Source organism: Arthrobacter gyeryongensis (assembly GCF_039543785.1).
Taxonomy (GTDB): Bacteria; Actinomycetota; Actinomycetes; order Actinomycetales; family Micrococcaceae; genus Arthrobacter; species Arthrobacter gyeryongensis.
This window is the reverse complement of the sequence record NZ_BAABKK010000038.1, coordinates 139,213-155,579: the sequence shown is the minus strand read 5'-3', so window position 1 is coordinate 155,579 and position 16,367 is coordinate 139,213. Positions and strand designations below refer to the sequence as shown.

The following is a 16,367-nucleotide window of genomic DNA, read 5'->3' as shown; positions in this document are numbered from 1 at the left end:
TGAATGAGGGCTTAATTCAGGTTAGGTGTTCCACAACACATCAGGCGGAGATCTTTCCGTCCAACGGAAAGACCGGCCAGGCGGAAGTCGGCGAAGCCTGCACTACTGCGGCAGATGCTCCACACCCAGCCGCCGGGCGATGCCCCGCGCGGCGATGTTGAGCACCGGAACCACCGTGCCCACCGGCGCGGGTCTGCCCCGGGTGACGATGCCCAGCGCGGCAACCACCTGCTTGTTCGGCAGGAATACCGGGACGGCCAGGCCGTAGTTGTCCGGCCCCGCCTCCTCTTCCGTGGTGGCGTAGCCGCTGGCCCGGACCCGCTCGATCTCGGCGGCCAGCACCACGGGACTGGTGATGGTGCGGGGCGTGTGCGGCTCCAGCCGCTGGACAGCGGAGGAAAACAGGTCCTTGGCCCCGTAGGCCAGCATGATCTTGCCTGCGGCGCTGGCGTGGAGCGGCAGGCGCGCGCCCACCCGCCGGAACGGCTGTCCTGCGCCGGTGCCGGACATCCGCTCCACCAGTAGGACCTCCTGCCCGTCCAGGATGAACAGGTTCACCACGTTGTGGGTGACGAAGAGGACATCCTGCATGAACGGGGCAGCCACCTCGGCGATGTTCTGCTGCGCGGGGGCCAGCAGGCCAAGGCGCCAGATCCGCTGGCCCACACGGTATTCGCCATGCAGCTTTTCCAGGCCGCCCCAGGCCACCAGTTCGCCGGCCAGCCGGTGCGCGGTGGCCACCGGCAAGCCTGCACGGCGGGCCATGGCGCTGAGGCTCTGGACGGAATGTTCAGTGTCGAAGGTGCCCAGCAGGGCCAGTGCGCGGGACGTCACGCTCGCCGCCTGCCGGGCGGCGGCAGCGCCGGCGGCATCCGGAAGCGTCCGGGACCGGGCTGTCGCAGCCGGCCGGCGGACGGTGGGTCCGTTCGGGGCAGCGTTTGCCATGCAGCACCCCTTCCGAGCGGAACGTTGAGGGACGGCGGCGCCCCACGTTGAGGTCATGCCGTCTGTTGCCATGTTAAGGCCCGACGCCGGCGCCTCCCTACTTGTGAAAGGTGAGGTTCCGGCGTCGCGCGTCAAAGGATGGTGCTCAGCCAGCGACGGACGCGAGGGCCGAGCCGCGGTACGCGCCGAGGCCGCCGTCTACGCGGATGTCGGAGCCGTTCACCCAGCCCGACTCCGGGCGGAGCAGGAAGTCGATGACGGGGGCGATATCGTCCGGTTCGCCGAAGCGGCCCAGCAGCGCACCGGCGCCCTCGACCTTGTCGCGTCCGTGGTCCTTCTTGAAGTCCTCCAGGATGGGTGTGGCCACGGGGCCGGGGCTGACGCTGTTGACGCGGATGCGCTGCGGCAGCAGTTCAGCGGCCAGATGCTCGGTGAGGAACCGGACGCACTGCTTGGAGAAAAGGTAGGACTCGCCCGTGATCTCTTTGTCGTTGGCAACGGAATCCAGCGCGGCGGCCTGGTCCGCGGCGAGTGCGAAAGCGGAGCACCGTTCCTTTACATCGCGCCACTGCACGGCAACGCTGGAGGCCAGGTTCACGACGGCGGTCCCCTCGCCGAGCAGCGGGGCCAGGGTGCGGACCAGTCCGCGGACGCCGAAGACGTTGACGGACAGCACCGTCCGCCAGGGTGCGGTGCCGGGGACGCCGGCAATGTTGGCCAGGCCCGCGATGCCGTGCGGAGCGGCGGCGGCTGCTGCTGCCGCGGCGGCGTCGAGGCCGGCCTGGCTGGAGAGGTCCGCCTGCACGAAGGTGCCGCTGAACTGCGTGGGCGCGTTGCGGTCGATGCCGATCAGCGGCACCCCGCGCCCGGACAGGATCTGCGCCGTCCGGGCGCCGATGCCGGAGGATACCCCGGTGAGGACGATGGGCAGCTGCTCTTGGGACATGGAGACTCCTCGTTGGTGCGTGATGCGCTTCACTCCATAGTGGCAAGGAGAACCAATCGATTGTCACAGCTTTTCCGTTGGACGGAAAGATCCGGGCGGATTGTGACCGGTGCCTTGAGACTGGGATGAGCAATCCCCTTTAGCCGAAAGGACAGGCCATGACGGCAGCCCACTACCAGGTCCTGGACCCGGCCACGCTCGAGCTTGTGGGGCACGCTCCGGAAAACACCGAGCAAGATGTCGAACAGGCGGTTGCCGACGCCCACCTGGCCGCACCCCGCTGGGCCGCCGACCGCGAAGCCCGCCGCGCCGCCCTGCTTAGCGGTGCTGCCCTGATCCGTCGCGACCTGGATTCCCTTGCCACGTTGCTCTCCCGGGAGCAGGGCAAGCCGAAGACGGAGGCCGCGGGTGAATTCACCGTTGCGGCCGGACTTTTTGAGTACTACGCGAACCTGGCGTGGGACGAGACGGAGCCCCTGGCACCACGGGACGACAGGACACTTGAGGTCCAGTACCGGCCGGTAGGCATCGTTGGCACCATCACGCCGTGGAACTTTCCCATCTCCCTGCTCTGCGTGAAACTCGCCCCTGCCCTGCTGGCCGGCTGCACGGTGATCGCCAAGCCCTCCCCGTCCACGCCCCTGTCCACCCTTGCGCTGGTCAACCTCCTCAACGAGGTCCTCCCGGCCGGGGTGCTGCAGGTCCGGACCAGTTCGCGGCGGACGGTCAACGTTGCCCTGAGCACCTCTCCGGGCATCCGCAAGATCTCCTTCACCGGCTCCACGGAGGTGGGCATCTCCATCGCCCAGCAGGCTGCTTCCACGGTCAAGCGTGTCACCATGGAGCTTGGCGGCAACGATCCTGCCATCGTGCTGGAGGACGCTGATCTCGCCGTTACAGCCCGCGGGATCGTGGGTAGCGCGTTCCGTAACGCCGGCCAGGTGTGCATGGCGGTTAAGCGTGTGTATGTGCCGCGCGGCCGCAGCAGGGACCTGGCCGAGGCCATCGCCGTCGAAGCGTCCCGTCATGTGCTGGGCCATGGCATCCACGAGGGCACCACCATGGGGCCCATGCACAACGAGGCCCAGCTCAAACTCGTCCGCGGTCTGGTTGACTCTGCTGTCGGCGCCGGCGCCCGCATCATCACCGGCGGCACCGCCGGTTGCGACCTGCCCGGCTACTTCCTCTCTCCCACCGTGGTGATCGACGCCGAGCCGGGCATGGACCTGGTGGAACAGGAACAGTTCGGCGCGGCGCTGCCGGTCGTGGCCTACGACGACCTCGATGAAACCATCGCGGGCCTTAATGGCGGGGAGTTCGGCCTGGGCGCTTCCGTCTGGAGCCCCGACCAGGAGCGCGCCTACGCGACCGCCTCACGGATCGAGGCCGGAACGGTCTGGGTCAACCAGCACACCCTGGTGGAGCCGGACGCCCCGTTCGGCGGCTGGAAGGCCTCCGGCGTAGGCCGTGAGCGCGGCCGCTGGGGGCTGGAGGAATACCTGGAAACCCGCGTGATCAATGCCCGCCCCCACTCCTGATCCCGCACCAACACTTCAGAAGGACTTCCTGTGAGCGTCGAACTGATCACTCTTGGCACCGCCGCCGGCCCGGCCATCCGCGGACCGGAAAACGGCATCTCCAGCGCGCTGGTGGTGGGCGACGCCTTCTACATGGTGGACTTCGGCATGGGCTGCTCCCGCGCCGCCCATGAGGCAGGACTCCGCGGCAAGGACTTCGTGGCCGGTTTCATCACCCATCTGCATTCGGACCACGTGGTGGAACTTCCCGGCTTCCTGCTTTGGAACTGGGGGAACCCCGTGGAGGGCTTCACCGGCCCTGTTTCCATTGTTGGCCCGGGCAAGGACGCGACCCGCCCCGGCGGCGCGGGGCTTTCGGGCACCAGCGGGCTGGTGTCCCACGCGTTGCAGGCCTTCTCCTACGACATCGATATCCGGGTCCATGACGAGGCCCGCCCGGACCTGGCCTCCCTCCTGCGCACCGTGGACCTCACCATGCCCGAGCATGGGACGCCGGACGCGGCCCGCCCGTTTGACGTCTACGAGGATGACCGGGTCAAGGTCACCGGCATCCTGGTGGAGCATCCGCCAGTCCGGCCCGCGCTGGCGTTCCGCTTCGATACCGACGCCGGGTCGGTGGTGTTCTCCGGCGACACCGCCGAATGTGATGCCCTTGCCGTGCTCGCCAGCGGTGCCGACGTCCTGGTCCATGAAGCGGTGAACCTGGACTTCTACGCGGGCAAGGGTTTCGCGCCGGAGTTCCTGAACCACCAGCGGATCGCGCACACCCCGCCCGAGGGCGCCGGCCGCGTGGCCGCCGCCGCCGGCGTGGGGCGCCTGGTGCTCTCCCATCTGGCCGGCCGCGCCGAGCCGCAGTGGTGGCGCAGCCGTGCCGCCTCCGCCTTTGACGGCCCCGTGGACGTGGCCGTCAGCGGCCAGCGCTTCGCCATCGGCAGCCCCGTCCTGGCACCCGCATAAGAAGGAATCCAGCCTGAGGAATCCTCCCGTCACCCTCCAACAAGGACAGCTCTTGGCACTGCCGTCGCCCACCACAGCGCTTGATGACAGAAGGACGACGGCGGACGGGGCCTGGCTTGCCGTCGTCGCCGCGGGCATCGCGGCAGCCATGCATATCTGGAAGCTGCCGGCCGCCCTGGCCGGCATCCAGGCGGACCTGGGCACCACGCTGGTGCAGGCCGGGCTGCTGCTGGGCATCATCCAGGTGGCCAGCGTGCTCGGTGGCCTGGCCACGGCCGTGGGCGGGGAAATGGCGGGCCTGCGCCGCCTCCTGGTCCCCGGACTCATCCTGCTCAGCACCGCCTCCGCGCTGGGCGCGGCCGCCGCCAGCACCGAACTACTGATGGCGGCCCGCACCCTGGAGGGTGTCGGCTTCCTGCTGGTCGTCGTACCCGCCCCCGCCCTCATCCGCAAAGTGGCCCCGCCTCCGCGGCTCAACGTCGCGCTGGCGGGCTGGGCGACATTTCAGGGCGTGGCCACGCTGACCGGACTGTCCGCGGGTGCGCTGTTCCTCCAAGCCGCCGGCTGGCGCCAGTGGTGGCTGGTGATGGCCGTTCTCACGCTGCTCCCGGTGCCGGTGCTGCTTCGCCACGTGCCCAGGGATGTGCTCCTGGCCGACGCCGGGCTCCGGCCCGCGCTCCGCCGGGTGGGCCGCACGGTTGCCACCCGCAAGCCATGGATCACCGGGGTGGTCTTCGCCTGCTACACGGCGCAGTGGATGGCCGTGCTCGGATTCCTGCCTTCCATCTACCGGTCAGCCGGACTGGACGGCCCGTGGCCCGGCATCCTCAGCGCCATCGTGGGCGGGGTCAACGCGATCGGAGCAGTCAGCGCAGGACCGCTCATCCAGCGCGGCCTGTCCGAGCGGAGGATTATCTTCTGGACCTTCCTGGCGATGTCCGCCGCGTCCGTGGCCACGTTCGCCGTCGGCTGGGAAAGCATCCAGAACGGCATCCTCGTCCAGTTCGCCCTCATCGCCGTGTTTTCCGCCGTCGGTGGCCTCATCCCCGCCGCCGTGACCAGCTACTCGGTGCACATCGCCCCCGCGGACGGGTCCGTCACGGCCGTGCTGGGGCTGACCCAGCAGATCTTCAACGTGGGCAATTTCCTGGGGCCCATGCTGTTCGCCCTGCTCGCTACCCGCACCGGCGGCTGGGGCACCACCTGGTGGCTGACGTGCGGATTGAGCGTCCTCGGGATGGCCCTGCTGGCGTTCCTGGGAAGAGCCGACGGCAGGCCCGCCGGGAGGCATGCGGCTCGTCCCGGAAAGTGACTTTCCGGCCAACGGAAAGCTAAAATGTAAGGCTGGTCACACGAGCCTAGAGTCAAAGAAACGCCGCTGCAATCCAGCAAAGGCTCCCGCATCAACGATTGGGCATACTGTGTCTGCAACTCCACTTCCCGGCGTCGCGCCCGGCGCTGCGAACTCCCGCGATCCCCGGACCTGGTCCCGGGCCAGACGCAACCGCTACGGCTGGTTCATCACCTTTACCCTGCTTTTCCTGATGATGCTCAGCTGGGCCGACAAGGCAGTCCTGGGCATCGCCGCCGTGCCTCTGATGAAGCAGCTGGGCATCACCCCCGAGCAGTTCGGCCTGGTGGGCAGTGCCATGTTCCTGACCTTCGGCGTTGCCCAGATCGTGGCTGCACCCATCGCCAACAAGGTGTCCAGCAAGTGGATCCTGCTGGTGCTGTGCCTGCTGTGGTCCCTGGCGCAGGCCCCCATCCTGCTGTTCGCGTCGCTGCCCGCCCTCTGGGCCAGCCGCCTCCTGCTGGGCGCCGGCGAAGGCCCGCTGGCGCCGGTGCTGATGCACGGCATCTACAAGTGGTTCCCGGAGAAGAAGGGCGCTACCCCCGCGGCACTGGCGGCCTCCGGCGTGACGCTGGGCATCGTGGCGTTCGCCCCGGTCCTGGCCTGGGTGATCGGGCAGTTCGGCTGGCAGACCGCCTTCGCCGTGCTCGCCGTCGTGGGGCTGGTCTGGACCGTCTTCTGGTTCATCGCGGGCAAGGAAGGCCCCTACACCAGCCGGAAGGCAGAGCAGGACATCGACGGCATCGCCCCGGAAGAAGCTCCTGTGGTGGCGGAGACCAAAGTCCGCTACTGGCGCACCATCCTCTCCCCGAGCTGGATCTTCGCAGTCCTGGCCTCCTTCTTCGGCTACTGGACCTTCACCCTGGCCATGTCCTGGGGGCCGGCGTACTTCCAGAACGTCCTGGGCTTCAGCGGGCAGCAGTCCGGCACCATGATCGCCCTGCCCGCCGCCTGGGGCACCATCGCCACCGTCGGCCTGAGCGCACTGACCCAGCGCCTGCACCTGAAAGGCGTTCCCACGCGGAAGGCCCGCGGCTGGGTCCTCGGCGCCTCCGGAGCCTTCGCCGGCGCCTGCCTCGTGGGGGCAACCATGACCACCTCCCCGGTCCTGTCCATCGCCCTCATGGTCTTCGGCTTCGGCACCGCCCCTGCGCTCTTCGCCATCACATACCTGGTGGTGGCAGAACTGACCACCATTGGCCAGCGCGGCGCCAACCTCTCGATCGCCAACGCGGTCCTCACCACCGGCGGCGTGTTCGCACCGGCAGTCTCGGGCTTCCTGATCGGCGGCGCGGCCACCCCTGCTGACGGCTACCGCGCCGCCTTCGCCCTGGCCGGGGGCCTGATGCTGACGTTCGGCATCCTGGCCCTGGTGTTCGTCAACCAGCAGCGCGACCGCCGCCGGCTTGGCCTTGACGCAGCCGTTGTCCCCGCGCCTGTTGCACCCACCCTGACCGCCGAAGCGAAGTCTGCACACTTGGAAGCACGCACCAGGGCCTGAGCCCCTCGGTCCGGACCGCGCGTAGGTCCCGAGCCGGCCGGCGGCCGTCCTCGACGGCAAACACCCCCTGCTGATCATCGGCAGGGACTTGGCGACCGCGTTGCGACCCGGACATCAAACACACCCGAATCTTCCTCCGACAAGTGCGGCCTCCGCACCATCGCCTGAGCTGAAGAACACACGATGGACCTTGGAAGGAATCATCCATGGAGGATATTAAGTCCAGTAGCGGCGGTGGACGAACCGGCGTCTCGGGACGGATCCTGCGTGGCGGCACCGAACCTGACCCTCGGTTCACTTTGGCAAACGAACGCACGTTCCTGGCATGGATCCGCACCTCGTTGGCATTGCTGGCCGGCGGGGTCGCCGTGGAAGCCTTCATGGCCGACCTCTTCGGCCCCGAACTGCGCAAAACGGTCGCCGTTCTGCTGCTCGTGCTCGCACTCCTCGTTGGCGGCGGGTCGTTCTTCCGCTGGCTGAATGTTGAACGCTCCATGCGTCGCAAGGACCCGCTTCCGCTGCCTTGGATTGCCCCGATCCTAGCGATCGGCGGAGCCCTCGTCGCCGCCATGATGGTGGTCTTCGTCCTCGCTCGTCCCCTCTGATCCGTGCCTTCGCGACGTTACACGCCACCCCATGGCGACGCCGGACTACAGCCGGAACGCACGGAGCTGGCCTGGGGGCGCACCACCCTGTCCATGATGGCCGCGGCCGCCGTCTTCCTTCGCTGGATGCCCCACCACGGCTGGTTCGTCGGCGCCCTCGTAGCGGCCTCGGTCCTCACGGCCCTGGCCATCAACCGCACCCGCAAGCGACGTTTTCACCGCGCCATCCACGGCATCAACCAGGAAGCCATCACACCGGACATAGCTTCAACCGCCGCCGTCGCAGCGAGCGTCGTCGTCCTCGCCGGACTGGGAATCTTCACCGTCTTGCTCCTACCTGCGGAACAATAAGCTCAACCGAGGACTAGCCGGCGCCTGGTTTCCTACTTCGCCCGAGTGACGAAGATTTCAGTGCGATCGCCCTCACCACTGCCTCCACCATCACCCCTTCTGCCTGGCGGCCAAGGGCGGCAGCTGCACGTCCGCGGCGGCTAAATCCAAAAGTTCCTTTGCCAGCATGGCCAAGGCGACACATGGGCGCTTATCGGCGGCGTTTCCGAGAGATGCCCGGGCCGTGTGCGACTAACCTTGTGCGACTTCGTCCTGACTTGTCCGGGTCGACGTCGTGCCCGCACGGCGGCTTGGGCGCTGATTTTTCAACTCGTCACGCGTCGAGAGCACTCGTCGGGTCTTGCTCGAGCGCTGCGATGATGGCGGCCGGAGACGGCAGGGTAGCCTGCTCATCAGCCGGAATTGCCTCGTACGTGTAGGACGTTACGGCTAGGGGTTGAGCGGAACCATCGAGAGCGTAGCGCACAGTGCGCTCGTTCCTGGACCCGCACACCAGATCCCGACAGTTGGAGCCTGCCTGGGCAGCCGGAGCATGTCGTTGACTGCGGCGACGTAGAAGTTCAGCCGACCCAGATGCTCCGGTCTAAATTTGCCGGCCTTCAGTTCCACGACAACGTAGCCCGTTAATCGCACTAAGGAGGTCTGGGGCCCGGCCACTCCCCAGCGGCCGAGACTGCCGACAGTGGATTATGTGAGGTGCTTGCCTTCAGCAGCCCTACGTCAATGTCATCCGGGCGGGGATTTGAATCAGTGCTGTTCTATTGGGTGTGCAATTCGGCAGTTATTTTATCCTGGTTAGGTTCAAGAGTTCCCGAAGGGCGGGGCGCGGTTCGAGCCGTAGTTTTATGGTGTCCGGCAGCCCGTCCACTGTGATGGAGTCCTGGGTGATGTTGATGGCGAGCCTGCTTCCGGCAAACGGGACGTTGTCAACTCGGAACTGCCCGAAGCCGTTGGGAAGTTCCGGTGCCAGCCATAGCTCATTCCAGGGAAGGGCTGGGTCGAAGCGCATCAGCATTCGGATCAGGTGGATCGGAGCCGCTGCGGCCCACGCCTGCGGTGAGCAAGCCGCAGGGTACGGTACCGGATGTGGAAACCTGGTCCGGTCCAGTCCGCAAAACAACTCCGGAAGCCGGCCCCCGAAGTGCTCGGCCGCTTCGAAGAGTCCGTAGGCGATTCTTTGGGCTTCCTTAATGAATCCGTATCTCATCAGCCCATGGGCTACCAGCGCGCTGTCATGCGGCCAGACGGAACCGTTGTGATAACTGAGGGGATTATAGGCACCCATTGTGCTGGCCAGAGTGCGGATTCCCCAGCCGGTGAACATTTCCCGGGACATCAGGCGTTCCGCTACCTGTGCTGCCTTGTCCGTGTCCACGATGCCCATCCAGAGGCAATGACCCATGTTGGAGGCCAGAGCATCCACAGGTTTCTTGTCCCCGTCCAGGGCGATGGCGAAGTACCCCCGATCCGGCAGCCAGAAGCGCTCATTAAACGCCTCCTTCAGGCGGACCGCCTTGGCCGTCCAGAGATCCGCGGTCTCGGTGTCGCCGTCGTCCAGCGCCATGAGGGCTCGCCCCACATAAGCCCCATATGTGTAGGCCTGCACTTCGCACAGTGCTATGGGCCCCTGGGCGAGGGATCCGTCGGCGAAATTGATCCCGTCCCACGAATCTTTCCAGCCCTGGTTTATCAGCCCGTGTTCAGTTTGCCGCTGGTATTCAACGAATCCGTCACCGTCACGGTCCCCATAGTTCTCGATCCAGGCAAGCGCGCGGTCTGCGGCGGGCAGCAGGGCGTGGACGGCATCCGTTTCCAGCCCCCACCGTCCCAGCTCGCTGAGGATGCCTACGAACAGCGGGGTGGCATCGGCGGTTCCATAGTAGATACTGCGGCCACCCAGGACGGACTCAGTGCTGGTACCCAGACGCACTTCATGGAGGATCCGGCCGGGCTCTTCTTCCGTCGCGTGGTTCACTTCCATGCCCTGGTGGTCGGCCAGCGTCTGGAGGGTGCCAAGTGCCAAGGAGGGGTCCAGCAGGAGGGACATGAGGGATGAGATCAGGCTGTCACGCCCGAACAGGGCCATGAACCATGGGGCGCCGGCGGCGGCCACTATGCGGTCGGGATGGTCCGGGTCAAAGATCCGGAGTGAACCGAGATCCTCCTGACTGCGCAGGATCGTATTTTGGACGGACGCGTCACCGAGATTGGGGATGGGCATGGACATCCGCCAGGAGAAGAGGCGTTGCCGGGCCTCGGAGGAAACTTCAGCAGTGCCGTATGCCGCCGTTGAAATCACCGCCTGCCCGTTCAGGTAAGGCGTGGCTGTGAAGGTCTGGGTCCACTTCCCGTGGGCAGGAATGGTGGGAGTAAAGATGAGTCTGTGGGCCTCGAGAGCGGCGCCTGGTGCGTGGACGGCAAGCCCTTGACTTCGGCCGGTCCCTTCACATTCAAGGAGAAGGCTATCGCCCTCCAGCCGGACACGCTGCCGCCCGGGGCTGGCAGGTCTGCCATCCTTGACCTCGAAGAGATCGGCGAAGTCCGCGCTTACGGTCAGTGCGAGCCTGAAGGTGTTCGGCACCGCCAGGTGATTCTCGATCGTGATGGTTTCGGTAAGTCCGGCACCAATGATTCTTTCCCGTTCTATCAGCAACGGCGTGTCAGCAATGCCGACATGGCCGCTTACCCTGCCGATAAACAGGGCTCGGAAGGGTTCCGGGGCCGTAGCCGCAAGCGCTTCGAGCGGGACGTCATCAACGCTGATGTTCCATTCGGTTATGTACCGAGTATCGTGAAAAAATGCGCCGTGGGGACTCCCTGGAAGCATGTCACCGTTGGACGATGTCAAACAAAACGAGGACCCATCAAGGACTGTGACGGCTCCGGCGCCTGCCGGACCTGCAGCGTTGTCGGCGTTCCAACCCGACATTATGCGTTCCTCCTCGAAACATTTACCGAGGTCGCTCATGCAACACTATTGTCCTCGGTGTGGGCAGAATCAAGGGTCCTTTGGCACACGCTGTGCACCCGGTGGAACTCCGAGCCTGTTGTCAGAGAACACCTTGGCGGAAACCTCGGACCAGAAATGACGCGGCCCCCCTAAGTCCCGCCCCGACTTGCAGCGCGTGCTCGACATAATTCGCTTCCCCGGTCATGGCCCCGATGTTACCGTCTTACCTCTGCGGCTCCCGGAACATGGACTTGCCGGGACGACACCGCTGCCGTATTGTGGCAGAAGTTTCACCACTTTCACCACTTTCACCTAGTTTCACCTGCATTCCCCCAGGAGGTCTGGTGCAGAACCCCTTCAAGCCGACGGCCGGAGCGACTCCCCCTGCATTGGTAGGGCGGGCCGGGCTTTTGGACGAGTTCGAGTACGGCCTGCAGCAAGGTTCCGGAGCGCCCGGCCTTCTGACCATCATCACGGGGTCCAGAGGTATCGGCAAGACAGTCATGTTGAGCGCGGCCGAAGGGATCGCACGGGCTCACGGATGGGCCGTCATCTCCCGGACAGCCACACCCGGGTTCCTGGCCGGAGTCGGCGACGACATGCTCGCTCTCCTCGAGGAGCTCGGGGACGGGCCTCCTGCCCGGAAAATTACAGCCTTTTCCGCGGCAGGGTTCGGCCTGACAACCCAGCTTCCTCCGGAACGGGCGGCCGACTGGCGCCGCATCGGGAATGAACTGCTGCGTCTGCTGGACGCACAAGGCACAGGACTGGTCATCACCATTGACGAGATCCATGCCGTCGACAGGACGGAGATATCGCAACTGGCCGCCGACGTCCAGCACTTCATCCGCGAAGGGCTGCCCATCGGCCTGATCTTCGCCGGCCTGCCATCAGCAGTATCCGACCTCCTCAACGAAGGCGTCGCCACCTTCCTACGGCGCGCTGACAGGATCAATCTCCACGAAGCAGCCATCACCGAAGTCACCGCCTCGTACAGCGAGCTCTTCAGCCAGGGAGGCATCAGCATCTCCCCCGACCTCATTAACGAAGCAGCCGAGGCCACCGAGGGGTATCCCTTCCTGATCCAACTGGTGGGCTACTACCTCTGGCTCGAAGCCGACAAGGCAGGATGGAAACTGGGCCAGAGCAGTGTTCAGCATGCGATCGCTGCCGCCCAAAGACGGAACACCTTGGTGGTCGTCGAGTCCGCACTCTCGGACATTTCTGACAAAGACCGCGAGTTCCTCGACGCGATGGCCGCCCAGGATGGCCCCTCTGCAGCCGGCCAGATCGGAGCCATAATCAAGGCCAAGCCCAACGTCGTGTCCAAGTACCGGAACAGGCTCATCGCTGCGGGCCTGATCGAGTCTGCAGGCTACGGCAAAGTGGACTTCGCAATCCCCGGACTCCGCCAATACCTCCGAGAGTAAGATTGACAGAACGTCCATTATCGGCGTTTAAAAGTACGGGGGTAGCAGTAGCTGCGAGAACTTCCGTGGATGAAGGAAATTGGCATTTTTGCAGGTAAGAGTGGCCTTAGGGCGATGACGATCGTAGAACGCTAGAAGTTAGTTTGTCCCTTGGATCGCCTGCCACCGCAGGTATCCTGCGTCTAATGCAGGTTTCCATAATTTAGGCAGCGGCAGCAATTCCGCAAGTTCCTGACCCGACAGCGTGGACCTCGAGGCCGGCGCTACTTAGCACAACCGTGATCAGCAAGCGGACGTCGTCATCATTTTCGAAGACCAGGCAGACCTGTTGATTTTCCATTTAGCGCCGCGCCTTTTCTATGGCTTGTTGAACTGTGCCCCGCGCGGTGACGAGCTTTCGCGAGGCCTTGATTGCTAGTTGTACTGCCCAGAGAGGTTAGTTGAGGCCGTGTGAGGACAGGGGCCTAGATTTTCGGGATGACGAAGGCCTACCAACGCGGCCTGCCTCGGTCGGTTCACCAGTCCTGATGTTCCCTCGTCAGGCCGAAGGGAACAGCATCAGTGAGGGTGACCGTGAAGCGCTTGAAACCGTGTCGGGTCACGAGAATTCCACAACGCTGGTCTTGCATTGCCTTGGCCACCGCGACATTCACAGCTTCGTCGAGCTCGCGTTGCATGCCGGCACGGTCTGCCGCGATGACCGCGATTGTGAGTTCAGTAGTTTTCATGGATTTAGCCTTCCGCTGGCTGGATTGTGTGGCGGGTGTGCGCTAAGAATCGACCCTCGCTCCGCGACCCCCGGCTGCGGTCCACTCAGAGCGCGGCAGCGGCGCACGGGGGCCAACAGGAAGATGGGTCAGTCTGGTCAAAGCAGCCGAATGTCAATTCCAGGTTCGGTTTCTAGCCGCAGTATGCGCCGGTGGAGGCGCTGTGGACGAGCTTGGCGTACTTGGCGAGGACGCCCTTGGTGAACTTGGCCGGCGGCGGCACCCAACCTTCCTTGCGGGCTTCGAGCTCGGCTTCGTCCACCAGGAGGTCGAACGAACGGGCGGCGATGTCCACACGGATCTTGTCGCCGTCCTTGACGAAGGCGATGGGGCCGCCGTCGACGGCTTCTGGCGCAACGTGGCCGATGCACAGGCCGGTGGTGCCCCCGGAGAAGCGGCCATCTGTGAGCAGGAGCACGTCCTTGCCGAGCCCCGCACCCTTGATGGCGCCGGTGATGGCGAGCATTTCACGCATGCCCGGACCGCCCTTGGGGCCTTCGTAGCGGATCACGACGACGTCCCCGGCCTTGATTCCACCCTTGTCCAGCGCGTCGAGGGCGCCCTGCTCGCGCTCAAACACTCGGGCGGTGCCTTCGAAGACATCGGCGTCGAAGCCGGCGCTCTTGACGACGGCCCCTTCCGGCGCCATGGAGCCGTGCAGGATGGTGATGCCGCCGGTCTTGTGGATCGGGTTGTCCAGGGCGCGCAGGATCTTGCCGTCGAGGTCCGGCGGGTTGATGGAGGCCAGGTTCTCGGCAAGGGTCTTGCCGGTAACCGTCAGGCAGTCGCCGTGCAGCAGCCCGGCGTCGAGCAGTGCCTTCATGATGACCGGCACGCCGCCGATCTTGTCGACGTCGGTCATGACGTAGCGGCCGAAGGGCTTGAGGTCGCCCAGGTGCGGGATCTTGTCGCCGATGCGGTTGAAGTCGTCCAGGGTCAGTTCGACCTCGGCTTCCCGGGCGATCGCAAGCAGGTGCAGGACGGCGTTGGTGGACCCGCCGAAGGCCATGGTGACGGCGATGGCGTTCTCGAACGCCTTTTTGGTCATGATGTCCCGGGCGGTGATGCCGAGGCGGAGCAGGTTGACCACTGCCTCGCCGGACTTGCGGGCAAAGTCATCACGACGGCGGTCTGCCGAGGGCGGGGCAGCCGAGCCCGGCAGCGACATGCCGAGGGCTTCGCCGATGGCTGCCATGGTGTTGGCCGTGTACATGCCACCGCAGGCGCCTTCACCCGGGCAGATGGCCTTCTCGATGCGGGTGAGGTCTTCCATGCTCATCTTGCCGGCAGCGCACGCGCCGACGGCTTCGAAGGCGTCAATGAGGGTGACTTCCTTCTCCGAACCGTCCTCAAGCTTGACCCAGCCCGGCATGATGGAGCCGGCGTAAAGGAACACGCTGGCGAGGTCCAGGCGCGCGGCGGCCATCAGCATGCCCGGGAGAGACTTGTCGCAGCCGGCCAGCAAAACGGAGCCGTCGATGCGCTCAGCCTGCATGACGGTTTCAACGGAGTCTGCAATGACTTCACGCGAAACAAGGGAAAAGTGCATGCCCTCGTGGCCCATTGAAATGCCGTCCGAAACCGAGATGGTGCCGAACTGCATGGGGAAACCACCGCCGGCGTGAACGCCTTCCTTGGCGCCCTGGGCGAGTCGGTTCAGCGAGAGGTTGCACGGCGTAATTTCGTTCCACGAGCTCGCGACACCGATTTGGGGCTTGGCGAAGTCGTCATCGCCCATGCCTACGGCCCGGAACATGCCTCGCGCGGGGGCGGCATGGATGCCGTCCGTTACGACCCGGCTCCGCGGCTTTACGTCGGGCGTGCTCGTCGGGTTATTCAATGGGGTCCACCTCTCAGATAGCGGCGTCTAGGGAAGGGCATTGTCTTATCAGGTGTCCTGACCACTGGCGACTATTCCACGATTTTTCCTCCATGGTCAAGCCGGCCTTACAGCACAAACCACGACGCGTCCGAAGGACATGTAGCGCTGAGTGGGCTGGTAGGCCGCATCTCGTGTGGTTTGACTCGCCCCGCCAGCAGATTCTCTGGGAGGTCCTTGACGTGGAAAAAATAGTCATGAGATAGTCAGACCACCCGATGACCCGGTGACAATGGTCACAAGGTAGCCCGACCTCCTTGCGGTGTGAAGCTGCGAACACGCTTGCTTAGAGGAGAGACGACGATGTTCTCGCGTTCCCTCAAAAGTGGCGTCCCCGAGGGAGCCCCTCCGAGACCATTTAGCTTTTGTTCGTTTGGCGAAAGCCTTGAGGACCAAAATCAGCGCATCTTAGGTCTGCTCGGTGCGCGCGCTTGAAGAGAGTGCACGGCTTCCGGGCTCCCCACCGTCTAGCGATTTCGACCCGAGAAAGGATGCAACACATGGATATCATCTTGAACACCAACCGACCGCCAAGTGCTGACCGCGATCCGCGTTCACGCTTCCGGGCAGAGAAACCACCTATCGGAGGCTGGCTTCCGGGAATTTCCATCACCCCAACCCAGACTTCAGTACTGAACGCTATGACTGACCGACTAATACCCGGCGGGGAAGGATTTCCGGCGCCAAGCGACGTCGATGTAGTTTCCTTCTTCCGCCGCTATATCGCGCCCGAAGGCCAGGAACCGAAGTGGTTTCCCTTCATCGGAGAGTCGGAGTTCCAGGCACGCCTTGACGCTCTCGGTGAGGAATTTGTCCGGTCATCACCGGAGGCGCAGGTAGAGACCCTCCAGACACTGGAGAAGACGGAGGAGTTCTTTTTTACCAGGATCCGCGACCTGACGTATTACGCCTACTACTCTCGTCCTGCTGTCATCACGGCCATCAACGCGAACCTCGAAGCGGGCAAGGACCTGAGGAACTCCCCGCAGCCGTTTGGCTATTCGGACACGATGGATGACTGGGATGAACAGCTGCTTAGCCGCGTCCAGGGCACCTACACCCGAACCGAAGACGTACGTCCGGTGGACGTACCGGCGGACTTACTGAAGTCAGATGCAACGCCCCTCCAGGAAAGCCAGGTTTGAGC

Annotated in this window: 16 protein-coding genes; 8 read left to right on the top strand and 8 right to left on the bottom strand. The window is 64.9% G+C overall.

All coding sequences use genetic code 11. The features are described from left to right. Nucleotides 1-102: 102 nt before the first annotated feature. Together ABEA18_RS23525 and ABEA18_RS23520 are read right to left on the bottom strand one after the other, a co-directional pair. Entirely contained in the window at nt 103-945 is an 843-nt protein-coding gene (locus ABEA18_RS23525) for an IclR family transcriptional regulator (RefSeq protein WP_345453511.1), read from the bottom strand. A 145-nt stretch (nt 946-1,090) separates the two neighbouring features. Further along, entirely contained in the window at nt 1,091-1,891 is an 801-nt protein-coding gene (locus ABEA18_RS23520) for an SDR family oxidoreductase (RefSeq protein ID WP_345453509.1), read from the bottom strand. Nucleotides 1,892-2,049: 158 nt separating this feature from the next. On the opposite strand from ABEA18_RS23520, the gene ABEA18_RS23515 reads away from it, so the two are divergent. From ABEA18_RS23515 to ABEA18_RS23490, 6 genes are all read left to right on the top strand, one after another. Further along, nucleotides 2,050-3,429 carry an aldehyde dehydrogenase family protein gene (locus ABEA18_RS23515; RefSeq protein ID WP_345453506.1) on the top strand — a complete coding sequence of 460 codons (1,380 nt, stop codon included), beginning with the start codon at nt 2,050-2,052 and terminating at the stop codon, nt 3,427-3,429. Nucleotides 3,430-3,459: 30 nt separating this feature from the next. Further along, the gene (locus ABEA18_RS23510; protein WP_345453503.1) at nt 3,460-4,386 is read left to right on the top strand and encodes an MBL fold metallo-hydrolase; all 927 of its coding nucleotides are present in this window, start codon (nt 3,460-3,462) and stop codon (nt 4,384-4,386) included. A 52-nt stretch (nt 4,387-4,438) separates the two neighbouring features. Continuing rightward, a complete protein-coding gene (locus ABEA18_RS23505) occupies nt 4,439-5,698 on the top strand; it encodes an MFS transporter (protein WP_345453500.1) in 1,260 nt (419 codons plus the stop codon). A gap of 109 nt (nt 5,699-5,807) precedes the next feature. After that, nucleotides 5,808-7,238: an MFS transporter gene (locus ABEA18_RS23500; RefSeq protein ID WP_345453497.1), complete on the top strand. Its 1,431-nt coding sequence runs from the start codon at nt 5,808-5,810 to the stop codon at nt 7,236-7,238. A gap of 206 nt (nt 7,239-7,444) precedes the next feature. Next, a complete protein-coding gene (locus ABEA18_RS23495; RefSeq protein WP_345453494.1) occupies nt 7,445-7,843 on the top strand; it encodes a YidH family protein in 399 nt (132 codons plus the stop codon). Between the two features lie 3 nt (nt 7,844-7,846). Further along, nucleotides 7,847-8,194 carry a DUF202 domain-containing protein gene (locus ABEA18_RS23490; protein WP_345453491.1) on the top strand — a complete coding sequence of 116 codons (348 nt, stop codon included), beginning with the start codon at nt 7,847-7,849 and terminating at the stop codon, nt 8,192-8,194. A 313-nt stretch (nt 8,195-8,507) separates the two neighbouring features. On the opposite strand, the gene ABEA18_RS23485 is transcribed toward ABEA18_RS23490, so the two are convergent. The 3 genes from ABEA18_RS23485 to ABEA18_RS23475 all read right to left on the bottom strand — a co-directional run bounded on the left by ABEA18_RS23485 (nt 8,508) and on the right by ABEA18_RS23475 (nt 11,123). Beyond that, entirely contained in the window at nt 8,508-8,660 is a 153-nt protein-coding gene (locus ABEA18_RS23485; RefSeq protein ID WP_345453488.1) for a hypothetical protein, read from the bottom strand. Beyond that, nucleotides 8,624-8,803, bottom strand: a complete 180-nt coding sequence (locus tag ABEA18_RS23480; RefSeq protein ID WP_345453798.1) for a PDDEXK nuclease domain-containing protein — start codon at nt 8,801-8,803, stop codon at nt 8,624-8,626. The genes ABEA18_RS23485 and ABEA18_RS23480 overlap by 37 nt, the downstream gene beginning before the upstream one ends. A 172-nt stretch (nt 8,804-8,975) precedes the next feature. Continuing rightward, a complete protein-coding gene (locus ABEA18_RS23475) occupies nt 8,976-11,123 on the bottom strand; it encodes an amylo-alpha-1,6-glucosidase (protein ID WP_345453485.1) in 2,148 nt (715 codons plus the stop codon). Between the two features lie 365 nt (nt 11,124-11,488). Here ABEA18_RS23475 and ABEA18_RS23470 point away from each other — a divergent pair, with 365 nt between their 5' ends. Then, on the top strand, nt 11,489-12,574 hold the full coding sequence (locus ABEA18_RS23470; protein WP_345453482.1) for an ATP-binding protein: 1,086 nt from the start codon (nt 11,489-11,491) through the stop codon (nt 12,572-12,574). A 202-nt stretch (nt 12,575-12,776) separates the two neighbouring features. On the opposite strand, the gene ABEA18_RS23465 is transcribed toward ABEA18_RS23470, so the two are convergent. From ABEA18_RS23465 to ilvD, 3 genes are all read right to left on the bottom strand, one after another. Continuing rightward, entirely contained in the window at nt 12,777-12,914 is a 138-nt protein-coding gene (locus ABEA18_RS23465; protein WP_345453479.1) for a response regulator, read from the bottom strand. 175 nt (nt 12,915-13,089) lie between these two features. Continuing rightward, nucleotides 13,090-13,302 (bottom strand): hypothetical protein, encoded by a 213-nt coding sequence (locus tag ABEA18_RS23460; RefSeq protein ID WP_345453477.1) that lies wholly within the window; start codon nt 13,300-13,302, stop codon nt 13,090-13,092. A gap of 172 nt (nt 13,303-13,474) precedes the next feature. After that, entirely contained in the window at nt 13,475-15,181 is a 1,707-nt protein-coding gene (gene ilvD, locus ABEA18_RS23455) for a dihydroxy-acid dehydratase (RefSeq protein ID WP_345453475.1), read from the bottom strand. Nucleotides 15,182-15,711: 530 nt separating this feature from the next. Between ilvD and ABEA18_RS23450 the strand changes: the two genes are divergently transcribed. Beyond that, on the top strand, nt 15,712-16,365 hold the full coding sequence (locus tag ABEA18_RS23450; RefSeq protein WP_345453472.1) for a gluconate 2-dehydrogenase subunit 3 family protein: 654 nt from the start codon (nt 15,712-15,714) through the stop codon (nt 16,363-16,365). Nucleotides 16,366-16,367: the final 2 nt, after the last annotated feature.